13 protein-coding genes are annotated in these 15359 nt (G+C 45.9%); 11 read left to right on the forward strand and 2 right to left on the reverse strand.

All coding sequences use genetic code 11. The features are described 5' to 3' along the window. Positions 1 to 114 precede the first annotated feature (114 nt). Positions 115 to 579 carry a phosphohistidine phosphatase SixA gene (gene sixA, locus AB4486_RS13630; protein ID WP_017064097.1) on the forward strand — a complete coding sequence of 155 codons (465 nt, stop codon included), beginning with the start codon at positions 115 to 117 and terminating at the stop codon, positions 577 to 579. Positions 580 to 690: 111 nt separating this feature from the next. Here the strand turns inward: sixA and smrB are convergent, their stop codons facing one another. Beyond that, complete coding sequence (gene smrB, locus AB4486_RS13635) at positions 691 to 1221, reverse strand: endonuclease SmrB (protein ID WP_017064096.1); 531 nt, start codon at positions 1219 to 1221, stop codon at positions 691 to 693. Between the two features lie 62 nt (positions 1222 to 1283). On the opposite strand from smrB, the gene prmB reads away from it, so the two are divergent. The 10 genes from prmB (at position 1284) to hflX (ending at position 13572) form a co-directional block, all read left to right on the forward strand. Beyond that, a complete protein-coding gene (prmB, locus tag AB4486_RS13640) occupies positions 1284 to 2216 on the forward strand; it encodes a 50S ribosomal protein L3 N(5)-glutamine methyltransferase (protein ID WP_017060640.1) in 933 nt (310 codons plus the stop codon). Between the two features lie 253 nt (positions 2217 to 2469). Continuing rightward, positions 2470 to 3111, forward strand: coding sequence for a LysE family translocator (locus AB4486_RS13645; RefSeq protein WP_372117369.1), 642 nt, complete (start codon positions 2470 to 2472; stop codon positions 3109 to 3111). Between the two features lie 535 nt (positions 3112 to 3646). Beyond that, positions 3647 to 5104, forward strand: a complete 1458-nt coding sequence (locus AB4486_RS13650; protein ID WP_372117371.1) for a protein adenylyltransferase SelO — start codon at positions 3647 to 3649, stop codon at positions 5102 to 5104. Positions 5105 to 5263: 159 nt separating this feature from the next. Next, positions 5264 to 5992: a response regulator gene (locus AB4486_RS13655; protein WP_017060637.1), complete on the forward strand. Its 729-nt coding sequence runs from the start codon at positions 5264 to 5266 to the stop codon at positions 5990 to 5992. Between the two features lie 45 nt (positions 5993 to 6037). Then, positions 6038 to 7483 carry an ATP-binding protein gene (locus AB4486_RS13660; protein ID WP_017068960.1) on the forward strand — a complete coding sequence of 482 codons (1446 nt, stop codon included), beginning with the start codon at positions 6038 to 6040 and terminating at the stop codon, positions 7481 to 7483. A 111-nt stretch (positions 7484 to 7594) separates the two neighbouring features. Further along, entirely contained in the window at positions 7595 to 8842 is a 1248-nt protein-coding gene (locus AB4486_RS13665) for an ABC transporter substrate-binding protein (protein ID WP_372117373.1), read from the forward strand. A gap of 181 nt (positions 8843 to 9023) precedes the next feature. Further along, a complete protein-coding gene (locus tag AB4486_RS13670; protein WP_009848503.1) occupies positions 9024 to 9962 on the forward strand; it encodes a carbohydrate ABC transporter permease in 939 nt (312 codons plus the stop codon). Beyond that, a complete protein-coding gene (locus AB4486_RS13675) occupies positions 9959 to 10816 on the forward strand; it encodes a carbohydrate ABC transporter permease (protein ID WP_009848502.1) in 858 nt (285 codons plus the stop codon). The genes AB4486_RS13670 and AB4486_RS13675 overlap by 4 nt, the downstream gene beginning before the upstream one ends. Before the next feature lie 6 nt (positions 10817 to 10822). Continuing rightward, a complete protein-coding gene (locus AB4486_RS13680; RefSeq protein WP_017068959.1) occupies positions 10823 to 11935 on the forward strand; it encodes an ABC transporter ATP-binding protein in 1113 nt (370 codons plus the stop codon). Between the two features lie 269 nt (positions 11936 to 12204). Next, positions 12205 to 13572 (forward strand): GTPase HflX, encoded by a 1368-nt coding sequence (gene hflX / locus AB4486_RS13685; RefSeq protein ID WP_017071725.1) that lies wholly within the window; start codon positions 12205 to 12207, stop codon positions 13570 to 13572. A 113-nt stretch (positions 13573 to 13685) separates the two neighbouring features. Here the strand turns inward: hflX and pfaD are convergent, their stop codons facing one another. Then, positions 13686 to 15323 (reverse strand): eicosapentaenoate synthase subunit PfaD, encoded by a 1638-nt coding sequence (gene pfaD, locus AB4486_RS13690; RefSeq protein WP_372117375.1) that lies wholly within the window; start codon positions 15321 to 15323, stop codon positions 13686 to 13688. Positions 15324 to 15359 lie beyond the last annotated feature (36 nt).

A 15359-nucleotide genomic window follows, 5' to 3' on the forward strand; every position in this document is an offset into this window, starting at 1 on the left:
TATAATTATTTATATTGACTGCGGTTTCTCTGGATTGAGAGCCAAACCTAAGTAGCGTTTCGCTGATATATGGGATATATCGACTTTCGACATGTTACGAAGACAGGATTGAACATGAAAATATTCATTATGCGCCACGGTGAAGCAGAACATTTTGCCAACTCGGATGCAGAAAGAGCGTTGACCAAGCGCGGGAAAATGGCTTCTCTTGCCGTGGCACAAGCTGCAAATGAGCAGGGGATTAGTCAATTCGATAAAGTGCTGGTGAGCCCATATTTAAGGGCACAAGAAACGTGGTTAGAGATCTCTCAGGCGTTTTCTGGAAAGAAAGTAGAAACCTGTGATGATATTACGCCTTATGGAATGTCCGACGATGTGTTTGATTTGACCTTAGCAATGGCTGAAGTAGAAAAACTAGAGACCATTTTATTTGTTTCTCATTTACCTCTAGTTGGCTACCTAACTGCAGAGTTTGCAACAGGCATGGCGCCGCCTATGTTTCCCACTTCGGGCCTAGCGTGTATCGACTTCAACCTTGAGACACAAAAAGGTGAGTTGCTTTGGAACATCAATCCATAAGCTCGTTGAGCTCTGTTTGATGACAAAGTTGCAGACAATTAGAAAGGGCATCTCAATATGATTGGGATGCCCTTTGTTGTTTTTTGGTGAGAGAGAGTTTGTTAACCAGAATTACTTCTCAGGAACCGAAAGCAAGACTAACAGCGCGCCATTGCCGCCAAACTCTAACGGTGCTTGGTGGAAAGCCATCACGTCTGGGTGCTGTGCTAACCACAAAGGCACCTTCTGTTTAAGGATGTGTTTACCGATACCGTGTTGAACACAGGCACACGCCACGCTCTCTTTCACGCAGTGCGCAATCATCGCGCCAAGCTCACGTTTGGCTTCTTGTTGAGTCATACCATGCATATCGAGATACACGTCAGGCACGTAGACACCACGACGGAGGCGCTTGACCTCATATTTAGAGACATCATCACGCGCATAACGCGTCGGACCGTCTTCGCTAAGATGCGGAATGAACTCATCCGAGAAATAAAACTCGCTATCACTGGCTTGTCTTGCCGTTCGAGTAATTTCTTTTTGCTTGGCATTTCTTTTTGGCTGCTGGACTATGGTATCCTGTTGCAACTTTTTAACGCCCTTTACTGCATCGTTGAACAGGGCGAAATCGTCATCGAAGTCGGTGTCTTTTTTGCTCATCAGGTTATGAATTCTAATTAGAAACGTAATTAGCAGTATTGTAGCGCTTTTCGGAGACAATTTTGGATAAGATTTTTGTAGAAGAAGCGGTATCAGAACTACACACGCTTCAAGATGTGATTCGTTGGACTGTTAGCCGCTTTAACGCAGCGGGCCTATTTTATGGTCACGGCACTGATAACGCGTGGGATGAGGCAGTACAACTTATCTTACCTACTCTTTATCTGCCGATTGATGTTCCTTCGCATGTGATGAACTCTCGTCTAACGAGCAGCGAACGTCTACGTATTGTTGAGCGCGTAATCAAGCGTATTAATGATCGTACACCAACGGCTTACCTAACCAACAAAGCTTGGTTCTGTGGTCTTGAGTTCTTCGTTGATGAGCGCGTTCTTGTGCCTCGTTCTCCAATTGGTGAGCTGATCGAAGCTCAATTCCAACCTTGGTTAACTGAAGAGCCAACTCGCATCATGGATATGTGTACGGGTAGTGGTTGTATCGCTATTGCTTGTGCTCACGCATTCCCAGACGCTGAAGTAGATGCGATTGATATCTCTACTGACGCATTGCAAGTTGCAGAGCAGAACGTTCAAGATCACGGCATGGAGCAGCAAGTGTTCCCAATCCGTTCAGATCTTTTCCGTGATTTGCCAAAAGAGAAATACAACCTGATCGTATCTAACCCACCTTACGTGGACGAAGAAGATATGAACAGCCTGCCAGATGAGTTTACTCACGAGCCAGAACTTGGCCTAGCAGCGGGTACAGACGGTCTGAAATTGGTTCGTCGCATCTTAGCTAATGCACCAGACTACCTAACTGACGACGGTATTCTTATCTGTGAAGTTGGTAACTCAATGGTTCATATGATGGATCAGTACCCAGAGATTCCATTCACTTGGATTGAATTCTCTAACGGTGGTCATGGCGTATTCATGATCACTCGTGAGCAGCTTGTTGCTTGCGCTGATGAGTTCTCTATCTACAAAGACTAGGTTTCAATTATTAGGTTAGTGCCCCTATCTTAGGGCTGTAAGCTTAGAACCTGACATCTAGTAAGACGTTCGATTTGAAACGTTTTTATTTAAACGCCATGCAGCAATGCATGGCGTTTTTTATTGCCTAGATTAAAGATGTTTGCATTTATATCGAAGACGTTAAGCGCAATATTTAGTTGATTAATATGAGGGCTTATTACATATTGGTGTTTAATATTTAGTCGTTTTAGTGAGTTAAGGAGGATTCACGATGAGCTTTGATACATGGATTTATTATTTATTAGCGGTGCTAATTTTAACGGCATCACCAGGCCCAAGTTCTTTATTGTGCATGACCAAAAGTGTGCAATCTGGCTTTAAATTATCGATATTTACTGCCTTGGGGAGCTTAACTGCGATTACTGGTATTTTAACTTTATCGTTTACCGGGCTAGGGGTAATTATTGCTTCGTCTGAAGTGGTATTTAATGTCATAAAATGGACTGGTGCAGCTTATCTGATCTTCCTCGGTTGGAAGTCTCTGCGCTCTAGCCAACAAGATTATGACAAGTTATCGGATCAACAAGGCGGTGCTCAATCTGTCAAAGAAAGCGCTGCGCAGCATTACTTAAGTGGCTTTATTGTTGGCGCGAGTAACCCCAAAGCTATCTTGTTTTTTACTGCACTTTTCCCACAGTTTATTGATCCCTCAATTGCGCTATTACCACAGTTTACCGTGTTTGCTTTTACCTTCGCAGTGATGGAATTGTCTTGGTTATTGGTGTATGCCTACTTGGGGGCGAAGTCGTCAAATTGGTTGTTTGCGAAAGGTCGAGCCAAGGTCTTTAATCGTGTCACTGGAGGTGTCTTTATTGGGGCTGGCGCACTGCTTTCGACGACCAGTCGAGCATAACTTTCTGTTTTATCAGAGAGGTGAATGGTTACAGAATATTCTTGATGCTGTCATAAAAGGTTAATATTAATGTGCTTGCTGCTTTTGGCGAAAAGCCGATATATTGTAGTTACACCATCACGTTCTCAAGGAGAGACATATGCAGCATCAAGAAATGATTCAACACAGTAACTTTGGCGTAATCAGTCGTACTTGGATTTTCTCTACCCTTTCTCTAGTGGGTATTCTTGCTCTAATGTAGTCAGCTTCATGGCTCTATAGTTTTAGTTTTTATTATGAAATCACTTGTTAAAAAGTCTTCAAAGTCAGAACTCTTTCTCTTATAAATGTGGCTTTTCTCATCAGGCTAGCCACTTAACTTTTTCTTAGTCATCTTCTTCTAGCAAGCATCCCCCAGTAATTTACTCCTAGTCACCACTTTCTTCCTGTGGAATGGTTTATCACCTTACCTCTATAAACAAGCGCCATCGCACTTCTGAAGTTGTTACGAAACTGTGATAATCTTAAGTTATCTTTTATCTACAGTGTATCTCTCATGTCTGTCTGGGATTCTATTTCATTTAACAATCGATTTACTGCATTACCTCGACTGTTCTATACCCCAATTCAACCTACACCGCTCAGCAATGTCCAATGGCTCGCATGGAATCATAAGCTTGCGGATGAACTCGGTTTTTTGTCATTTGATGATGCTTCCGAGGAATTGCTTGAAACGTTATCTGGCAATGTTGAACCTGAGCAGTTTTCGCCTGTAGCAATGAAATACGCAGGCCACCAGTTTGGTTCTTATAACCCGGATTTAGGTGATGGAAGAGGGCTGTTATTAGCTCAAATTGTCGCGAAAAGTGGCGAAACGTTCGATTTACACCTTAAAGGTGCCGGTAAAACGCCCTATTCACGTATGGGCGATGGACGCGCTGTTATTCGATCAACCGTTCGTGAGTACTTATGTAGCGAAGCGATGGCAGGGCTCAATATCCCAACCACTCGCGCGTTGGCTATGATGACCAGCGACACACCGGTATATCGAGAGAAGCAAGAGTGGGGCGCATTGTTGGTGCGTGCTGCCGAATCACACATCCGTTTCGGTCACTTTGAGCATCTGTTTTATACCAATCAGTTGGCTGAGCATAAGTTGCTGGCCGATAAAGTCATTGAATGGCACTTCCCTGAGTGTCTCGATGAAGAGAAACCCTACGCTGCTATGTTTAATCAGATTGTTGACCGTACCGCGGAGATGATTGCGTTGTGGCAAGCGAATGGTTTTGCTCATGGCGTGATGAACACCGATAACATGTCGATCATCGGGCAAACTTTCGATTATGGTCCGTTCGCGTTTCTTGATGAATATGACCCAAGATTGATCTGTAATCACTCGGATTACCAAGGTCGTTATGCTTTTAACCAGCAGCCAAGAATAGGGCTTTGGAACCTGTCGGCACTGGCTCACTCACTTTCTCCGCTGGTGGATAAGGCCGACTTAGAGGCGGCTTTAGAGCAGTACGAACCGCAAATGAACGGTTACTTTAGTCAGATGATGCGTCGTAAGTTGGGGCTACTTTCGAAACAAGAAGGCGACAGTCGTTTGTTTGAATCTATGTTCGAGCTGATGTCGCAAAACAAAGTCGACTACCCAAGGTTCTTTAGAACGCTATCGAACCTAGACACCTTGTCGCCACAAGAAGTGATTGATCTGATAATTGATCGAGAGGCAGCAAAACTGTGGGTAGATAACTACTTACAACGCTGCGAATTGGAAGATAGCTCAGTGGTCGAGCGCTGCGAAAATATGAGACAGGTAAACCCGAAATACATCCTCAGAAACTACCTAGCTCAGCTAGCGATAGACAAAGCAGAGCGCGGTGATAGCAGCGATATTGACGCTTTGATGGTGGTACTGGCAGACCCTTACGCGGAACACCCGGATTATGAGCACCTTGCGGCTTTACCTCCTGAGTGGGGTAAAGCCATGGAGATCAGCTGCTCTTCATAACCAACCAATAGCGGATTAAGCCCTAAAGATTCAGATAGAGGTCACTAAGTTGTGATCTTTATCTGTTTGTTCTTCTAACTTTACAAACATGTCAATAATCAAACAATCGGCCAGCCTATACACTATGTGAATAAGTTGTAAATTTAATAGGTTTGGGCGATGCCAACAAATACTCGAATTCTCGTGGTGGATGATGATCAAGAAATCCGCGAGCTGCTGGAAGAGTACCTCACAAAATCTGGTTTCGATGTTTCTTCTGTGGGAGACGGTGTTGAACTAGAAGCTCATCTGCAAAACCAAGGTTATCCAGATCTGATTCTGCTTGATGTGATGCTACCCGGTGACGATGGTTTTACCTTGTGTCAACGCGTCCGTAAGCAATCGAATGTGCCTATCATCATGCTGACTGCCGTATCGGATGAAACCGACCAAATTATCGGCTTAGAAATTGGTGCTGATGATTACATTGCCAAGCCGTTTAGCCCTCGTCAGTTAATGGCGCGTATCAAAGCGTTGTTGCGCCGCGTTCAAGTGGTGGATGACAAGACAAGTGATGCATTGCCAAAACAGATTGTTTTTGGTGATTGGACGCTTGATACGTTAGCGCATCGAATTTCCCACAATGAAAACTCGGAAGAGATGGATTTGTCGGGCAGTGATTTTTCTCTGTTGATGTTGTTCTTAACTCGCCCTAACGAAGTTCTCGACCGTGACACTATCTCATTCGCGACCAGAGGCCGTGAAGCGTTGCCTTTTGAGCGAGGCATTGATGTGCAGCTTAGTCGTCTGAGAAGCCGATTGGGCGACAGTGGCAAGTATCCTCACTACATCAAAACCATGCGCGGTAATGGCTATATCCTCGCTGTGCCTGTTCAGTATGAACACTGATAATCAAGTGATGTTAATGAGCACCTCGGCAATGAAGTATTTCCTATGAACGGGTTGAGTCGGTTAAAGCCAAACTCTTTGGTTGCCAGAACATTGTTACTGACCTTGTTAGCTGTGGTGATAGCTCAAGGTATCGCAACGTCTATTTGGTATAGCGAATCCAAACACAAAGAACTGGAGGGGATTCGTTCTGCCTCTTCAAGCATGGCCAATATGTTTGCCTCGACGGTGACTTTCTTCCAGTCTCTGCCCGTTAAATATCGCCATATCGTGTTGGATCAAATCCGCAATATGGGCGGTACGCGCTTCTTCGTTTCTTTCAATAAAGAGGCGTTGATTGTCGAACCGATCCCTGATACCCGTTTAAAAACCGCCTCGATTGAAGCGATAGAAAGTGTTTTGAGTAGCAAGCTCAATAAAGTCGAATCAGTGCGGGTTGATTTCTCTCGCCCTGAACATCTTCGTTTGCTTAAAAATGACATCTACTTGAGCGATCTCCCACGATCGTGGGCACATCATACTTTAACCTTAGAACCTCTTAACCCTCCTATTCTGGTTGTTCAGATAGAATTAGCCAGTCATGAATGGGTGTATATCGCCGCGTTGTTGCCTGCGCCTTACGTCAAACTCGACGATACGATTCTCGGCAGAGAACAGGTGATCTTCTTAGTTTCCTCGACCCTCATTCTTTTGGTTTTGACTTACTTGATGATTCGTCGGCAAGTACGCCCTCTTAAAAAATTAGCAAGAGCGGCCAATGAGATGAGTATGGATATTCAGCAGCCGCCACTTAACGAAGAGGGGGCTACTGAGCTGGTGACGGCGACCCGAGCGTTTAATCGAATGCAGCAACGGATTCGTCGCTATGTTGCCGACCGTGAGCACCTTTTCTCTGCAATCTCACATGATTTAAAGACACCAATAACACGGCTTAGATTGCGTGCAGAGTTGTTGGAGAGTGAAGTAAAGAAAGACAAATTCAACAAAGATCTCGATGAGCTTGAGATGATGGTTAAAGGTGCTTTGCAAGCGGTAAGAGACACCGATCTACACGAGAATAATGCCATTATTGACCTCAACGAAATGGTACTTGCAGTGATTGAATCTCATAACCAGTATCAGACAAAGGTTGAGTTCGAGCCGGTCGTCATTGAGCCATTGGTCGCTAAACCACTGGCGATAAAGCGTGTACTCACCAACTTAATCGACAACGCGGTTAAGTATGGTTCCTCAGCAGTTGTTGAAATCAGCGGTGATGATCTTTGGGTGGTCGTGACCATTCAAGACCGTGGTCTCGGTATTCCAGAAGACAAGCTAGAGTTAGTTTTTGAACCTTACTTTAGGTTAGCAACGGATGATCAAGGACACGGTCTTGGCCTCGGGATCTGCCGAAATATCCTGCATGGACACGGCGGAGATCTCATTATTCGTAACTCCCCTCAAGGCGGCTTAGAAGCTAAAGTCTATATTCCACGCGGCCTAGAAGTTTAATGTAACAATTGTGTTACATTGAGCTTACCTTTTGTTTCAATCTTACAAATCAGAATAAGTAGACTCTGTATTGAACCGGACGTCGAGTCCGCTAAAACATGGAAGATAATAATGAAAATCAATAAAACCCTACTTACTCTATCTCTTCTTGCTGCCTCAACATTTTCTCAAGCTGGTGAAGTGGAAGTGCTTCACTGGTGGACTGCCGGTGGCGAAGCGAAATCCGCAGCTGTACTGAAAGAGATGATTGAAGAACAAGGCCATACTTGGAAAGATTTCGCTGTTGCTGGTGGCGGCGGTGAAAGTGCGATGACTGTTTTGAAAACTCGAGCAGTGTCGGGCAATCCTCCATCTGCGGCGCAGATTAAAGGTCATGATATTCAAGAGTGGGGTGGTTTAGGTTTTCTAACGTCTCTCGATGCAACTGCGAAACAAGAAAAATGGGATGAGCTACTGCCAGAAGTGGTCACTAAAGTGATGAAGTGGGATGGCGAATATGTCGCAGTTCCTGTCAACGTTCACCGTGTTAACTGGCTTTGGGCTAACCCTGTTGTTTTAGAAAAATCAGGAGTGACGGTTCCAACTACGTTAGATGAGTTCTTTGTTGCCGCAGACAAGATTAAAGCGGCTGGCTTCATTCCACTGGCTCACGGTGGTCAACCTTGGCAAGACGCTACGGTATTCGAAGCTGTAGCACTTGATGTACTAGGCAGTGAAGATTACAACAAAGCGTTCGTTGATCTGGATATGGACGTGTTATCTGGCGACAAAATGGTGGAAGTGTTCACCAAGTTCAAAAAGATGCGTGATTACATCGACAGCAACTCTCCGGGTCGTGATTGGAACGTAGCAACTTCGATGGTTATCAATGGCGAAGCGGCAATGCAGATCATGGGTGACTGGGCGAAAGGTGAATTTACTGCGGCAGGCAAAGTACCGGGTAAAGATTACATCTGTGCACCAGCACCGGGCACTGATGGCCAATTCACTTTCAACATCGATAGCTTTGCGTTCTTTGATCTGAGTGACAAAGAGAACCAAAAAGCGCAGCAAGACCTAGCGAAAACCATTCTTACCAAAGATTTCCAAGAAGTCTTCAACCTTAACAAGGGTTCTATCCCTGTACGTCTAGATATGGACATGTCTAAGTTCGACCAATGTGCGTTGGATTCAATGGCAACCTTCAAAGCGAGTGCGAAATCTGGCGATCTTGTTCCGAGTATGGCTCACGGCCTAGCGACAACAAGCTACGCTCAAGGCGCGATTTACGACGTGGTAACCAACTTCTTCAACGAAAAAGATGCCGATCCAAAACAAGCGGCGGCTAAGTTAGCGAAAGCTGTGAAAGCGGCTATCTAATATAACTTGATAAGCGACACACAACGCACGTCAGTGACGGGTTGTGTTGCTTTACCAAACCCCCAGGGTAGGTAGGCTCGTAGGGAGCCTATCTACTCTTCACTCCCAATTCTGATATGCGTGATGCTGATGTGGTGCCGAAAGGTAAGCCATCGGCTCGATTGTGCAACAAGGATAAGTTATGGAGCATGTTTTGACTGAGTCGACTCCAAAACCCACAAGGAGCCAGCCTGCGCCCAAGCCTAGCTTTGCTGACAGGTTGCAACATTGGTTACCTAAAATAGTACTGGCGCCGACCGCGTTAGTGACCGTGGTGTGTATCTACGGCTATATATTTTGGACGGCAGCGCTGTCGTTCACTAACTCTCGATTTCTGCCAAGTTTTAACTTCGTTGGTTTAACCCAATATGAAAAGCTGATGGATAACGATCGCTGGATCACCTCAATCACCAACCTCGGTGTGTTTGGTTTTCTATTTATGGCGATTGCCATCTTACTTGGTGTTGGTTTAGCGGTATTGCTTGACCAGAACATCCGCCAAGAAGGGGCGATTCGTACTATCTACCTTTACCCAATGGCGTTGTCATTCATCGTGACGGGTACCGCTTGGAAATGGATTCTCAATCCGGGTCTTGGCATTGAAAAACTGATGCAAGATTGGGGCTTTACCGACTTCAAATTCGATTGGTTAGTCGACTCTGAAATGTCGGTCTATACCTTGGTTATCGCAGCACTTTGGCAGTCGTCAGGCTTCGTGATGGCGATGTTCTTAGCCGGCCTTCGTGGCATTGATTCTTCAATCATCAAAGCCGCTCAAATTGATGGGGCAAGCTTACCCACTATTTATCTGAAAATCATTCTACCTTGCTTGCGCCCTGTGGTTTTCAGCGCGGTGATCATCACCTCACACATTGCGATTAAGAGTTTCGACCTTGTGACCGCGATGACAGCGGGTGGCCCAGGTTATTCATCGGATCTTCCTGCGCTATTCATGTACGCACACTCATTTACGCGTGGACAAATCGGCCTTGGTGCTGCCAGTGCCATGATGATGCTTGCTGGTATCTTAGCGATTCTCGTGCCTTATCTTTACTCTGAACTTAGGGAGAAAAAGTCATGATGAATAACATCAATTTTGCTCGAATCTTTATTTATTCAGCACTGCTTTTCTTCTGCTTGGTGTATCTAATGCCATTGTTTGTCATGGCGCTGACCTCATTCAAAACTCTGCCAGACATTAAGGCAGGTAACTTGATGAGCTTACCGAAAGAGTGGGTGTTTGATGCTTGGTATAAAGCGTGGGACACCGCCTGTACGGGCGTGAAATGTGAAGGCATCAAAGGCTACTTCTGGAACTCGTTCCAAATGGTGATTCCTGCGGTTGCGATTTCAACATTGCTCGGTGCATTCAATGGTTATGTAGTGACGAAATGGCAATTCCGAGGCTCGAATCTGTTCTTCAGCTTACTGTTGTTTGGTTGCTTCATTCCGTTCCAAGTGGTGCTACTACCAATGGCAACCATGCTCGGCAAGATGGGGCTAGCGAACACAACCATCGGCTTGGTGATTGTGCACGTTATCTACGGCATGGCGTTTACAACTCTGTTTTTCCGTAACTTCTACATCTCGATTCCGGATGAATTGATCAAAGCAGCAAAACTGGATGGTGCAGGCTTCTTTACCATTTTCTTCAAGATCTTATTACCGATCTCTACGCCTATCATCATGGTGACGGTGATCTGGCAGTTCACCGCAATCTGGAACGATTTCTTGTTCGGGGTGGTGTATTCCGGCTCAGAGACTCAGCCAATCACCGTAGCATTAAATAACTTAGTCAACACCAGCACGGGCGTTAAAGAATACAACGTTGATATGGCTGCCGCGATCATCGCCGCGCTGCCAACGCTGTTGGTGTATGTCTTCGCAGGAAAATATTTTGTTCGTGGCCTAACGGCAGGATCAGTAAAAGGATAATTACCCATGGCAACATTAGATTTAAAACAGATCCGTAAAACCTATCGCAACGCGGACAACGAAACGTTAAAGGGCATCGACATCAGTATCGATTCGGGGGAGTTCTTGATACTTGTCGGCCCTTCGGGGTGTGGAAAATCCACCCTAATGAACACCATTGCTGGGCTAGAAAATATTAGCTCGGGTGAAATCGTGATTGATGGTGTTGACGTGGCCCAGGTTGAACCTAAAGACCGCGACATCGCGATGGTATTCCAGTCGTACGCACTTTACCCAAACATGACGGTACGCGGCAATATCGCCTTCGGCTTGAAGATCCGCAAGATGCCACAAGACGAAATCGACGCAGAAGTGAATCGCGTCGCTGAAATGCTGCAAATTGAACAACTGCTTGATCGTAAACCATCACAGCTATCTGGTGGTCAGCGCCAGCGTGTCGCGATGGGACGTGCACTAGCGCGTCGTCCTAAGTTGTACCTGTTCGATGAACCGCTTTCTAACTTGGATGCCAAGCTGCGTGTTGAAATGCGTCATCAGATTAAACGCCTTCACCAAAAGCTTAACACCACCATTGTTTACGTCACCCATGACCAAATAGAGGCGATGACCTTGGCGGATCGTATTGCGGTGATGAAAGATGGTGAACTGCAGCAACTCGGTACGCCGCAAGAGATCTACACCAAGCCAAACAATATGTTTGTCGCGGGCTTTATGGGTTCACCATCAATGAACTTCATTAAGACCATGGTGGATTTGGATGATGATCAGAATCCGATCATCAAAGTAACGGGTACGTCTGAGCAAGAGCACCACATTCGATTACCACAAAGCATGCGTGAACAAGATGGCAAAGAAGTGGTGATTGGCCTGCGCCCTGAACACATCACTGAGCAGGAAAGTGAAGATGTGTCGGCAACGACCAAGCTAGATTTACAGCTGGAAGTCTTGGAACCTACAGGGCCAGATACGATTGCGATGGTGAAAGTGAACGACCAAGAAGTAGCGTGTCGCTTGTCGCCAGAATTTGAAGTGTCAGTTGGGCAAATGGCGCCGCTGCATTTTGACTTATCAAAGGCGGTATTCTTTGATGCTCAGACTGAAGCGAGAATTGATTTTTAGTTTTTGAGACAGTAGCTCAATGAGAGTCTAAGCTTAAACAAAGGCAGTATCACTAACTTATAATAAGTAACGTGATGCTGTCTTTTTTGTGTTTTAGCCTGTTTTATTTCCTCACGAAAACAGAGGGATAAACGAGATAAATGGATTAACTGCAATAATATCGCTAATTAGCCTCCGTTAGCTCTATAAAGCTGACCGAGAACAGCGTAGGATCGCGCTACTTTAGACCAAATACTAGGTTGCACATTAGTGCATAAACAGAAGAATACATGAAACTAACAGCAAAACCCTCAGCTAGTAACGCTTTACTTATTTCTATTACGACACCGGACTTCAAAGGTGACGAAGCAAAAGAGTCTCTTGCCGAACTTGCTCGCTTAGTAACAACCCTAGGGTTTAAAGTGGTCGGTACACAATCACAGCACCACAGTTCAACACAACGACAAAACGTGTTGGGCGCAGGTAAGCTTGCAGAAATTGCACACTTAACCGGTTACCAAGGTTCGATTGAAGAAGCCGAAGATGAAGATTTTATCGATGAGTCTTTTGATTTTCGTGCTGGTATCGATGAGTTAGATTTTGATGATCTTCCATCTGAAGACGTGGAGTTTGGTACTGCTGACGTAGTGGTATTCGACTGTGATTTGAGCCCATCTCAACTGCGTAATGTAGAAGCTCACTTGGGTGTCGAGGTGTTTGACCGTACTGGTATCATCATTGAGATCTTCAGCCGTCATGCTCGTACTCGTACCGCACGTCTGCAAGTTGAAATCGCTCGACTAAACTACCTAGTGCCTCGACTGCGTGAAACAGCCGACGGTGATAAAGAGCGTCAAATGGGTCAGGGTGCTGGTGAAACTTCATTAGAGCTAGACCGCCGTAAAGTACGTGATCAAATTGCTGCGCTTAAACGTGAGCTGGTTAGCGTACAGGACGAAATGAAGAACCGACGCACTCAGCGTTCGGAGCTTTTCACTGTTGCTCTGGTTGGCTACACCAACGCGGGTAAATCTTCGATGATGCGCGCTATGACCGCAACCGAAGTGAGCGGTGAAGATAAGCTATTCGCGACCTTAGATACCACGGTTCGTGCACTTCAGCCGATCACTCAGCCGCGTATCTTAGTGTCAGATACGGTGGGTTTCATCAAGAAACTGCCACACGATCTGGTTGCTTCATTCCACTCAACACTAGCAGAAGCGCATGATGCTTCATTACTGCTTTATGTGGTTGATGCTTCTGATGTTTCATTCCGCGCACAGCTTGATGTGGTACACGAAGTATTAGCGCAAGTGGGCGTTGAAGGCAGCGAAAAACTATTGGTACTGAACAAGTGCGATAGATTGAGCGAAGAAGAACAGTTAGAGCTGATTGAAGAATTCCCAGATGCAATGCTGACCTCGACTCGTGACCCGCTCGATATCACCAAACTACACAAGTACATTGTGGGTGTGGCTGAACAAGGCATGATCGAAGAAGAGATCACGATTCCTTATTCTGGACAAGGCATTATCGGTGAGATTCGCTCAAACATGAGTGTGGTGAAGGAAGAATACGACTACGAATGCATCAAGCTTACTGTACGCTCAAGTGCAATTGATTTAGCGCGCTTGAAAAAGCGTATGCAGAAGTCTTAATTTTGTAGCGAGCCTGGCAAGAACAACCAAAAGAAAAGCGACCCGATAAGGTCGCTTTTTTGTTTCCTGTCGCTGAGTAATTAGTTACTCGTCAACCAGTCCATTTAGGTCATTTACGCCATTCTTTGAGTTGGCTTCCATCGTGCTAGTTCTGGATCAAGCTTGATACCTTGTGAGGTAAGCAGGTTAACACGAGCCAAGTACGCAGCACCGTGCATCAGGTGCTTAGCAAGGTCGACCGCATTACGCTGTTGGTAATCATCTAGGTAGCTGTCTTTTGCCCATGCGTTGAATGCGCCAAGTGCAGGGCCAGCCCATACTTGGTAATCCATTTCACGACCTTGTTCACCTGTGTTTGACCAGCGGCTAGAAAGCCCTAAGTACCAACGGAAGATCAACGCCATTTTACGCTTTGGGTTGCCTTCAGCACGTTCGATCTGTTTAGGATCGCGCTCGTTAAAGTGCGCCGCAGTCCCCGCCCAAATGTCATCCAGTGTTGAACGGAATACTTGCTTCTCTAGCTTCAGACGCTCTTCTACTGGAATCGCTTCAATAGAATCGTAACGTGTATAAAGCTCGTAAAGCTTGTTTGCACGCATTGGGAACAAGGTACCGCGCTTAACCACTTGCAGCTTCACGCCCATTTCGAACATGTCTGCTGCCGGAGCCATAGTCACGTCAGCCATTTCAGTTGTCGAAAGCAGCTTACGTGTGTGTTCGCTCGCGCCAGCTTCAACACAGGCTTGGTTAATAGAACCAGTAACAATGTATGCCGCGCCCATGTTAAACGTTGCTAGAGCTGCGTCAGGCGTGCCGACGCCACCACCACAACCAACACGCAGCGGTGTTTTGAATTGGTACTGAGCTTGGATCTGTTCTTTCAACGCAAGAATCGTTGGTAACAGGGTAACTAGAGGGCGGTTATCGGTGTGACCACCAGAATCCGCTTCTGCAGTAATGTCATCCGCCATTGGAACCAACTGTGCTAGCTCCATCTGTTCTGCTGTGATTCGACCTTCATCAACCAAAGCTTGCAGCATTTTCACAGGAGCAGGCTGCATGAACTTGCTTGCGACTTCAGTACGGCTCACTTTTGCGATGACTTTGTTGCCAATCTGGATTTCGCCTTTTGCATCACGGCTTAGACCAGCAGCACGATAGTGAACAATTTGCGGTGTTAAACCTAAGAAGGCTGAAGCCTCAACCGTTTTCACTTTGTGCTTCAAAAACAGCTCTACACTGCCGCGCTCTAGTGCAGGTTCACTTGGGCTGTGAATCAGGTTAAACGCGTAAGGGCCGTTTGGTAGCGCTGCTTGAATACGGTTGATCGCTTGCTCAACGCGAGACGGGATTAAGCCTGCCGCGCCAAATGAACAAAGAATGCCTGCCTGACCAAGCGCAATTACAAGCTCTTCAGATGAGATGCCGTTGGCCATTGCGCCTGCGTAGTACGCGTATTTTACGCCATGACAGCGACGAAACTCTTCGTCGCCTAGGCTTTGTGTACCAAGAGCTGGAGCAAAGGCGCTAACAGGTTGGCTGTTCGCTGAGCTTGCTGAATCGCCCGATGCAATCTCAGATTTTTGGCTTACGCCTAAACCTTTTTCTGGGTGGTTCACGACGTAACAAGCAAGGCTTAAGTCTTTCAATATTGTCGACATTGCTGCGTTATCAAAGCGAGTTGTGCTCTCTTCGATCTGCCAAGGCCACGGAGATAGCTTTTCGTTATTGATAGTAGTTTGAGTTGTCATACTAAATTCTTTCCTAATTCTCTGTCTCTAATGGCG

The organism is Vibrio sp. 10N.222.55.C6 (assembly GCF_041473395.1).
Classification (GTDB): domain Bacteria; phylum Pseudomonadota; class Gammaproteobacteria; order Enterobacterales; family Vibrionaceae; genus Vibrio; species Vibrio crassostreae_C.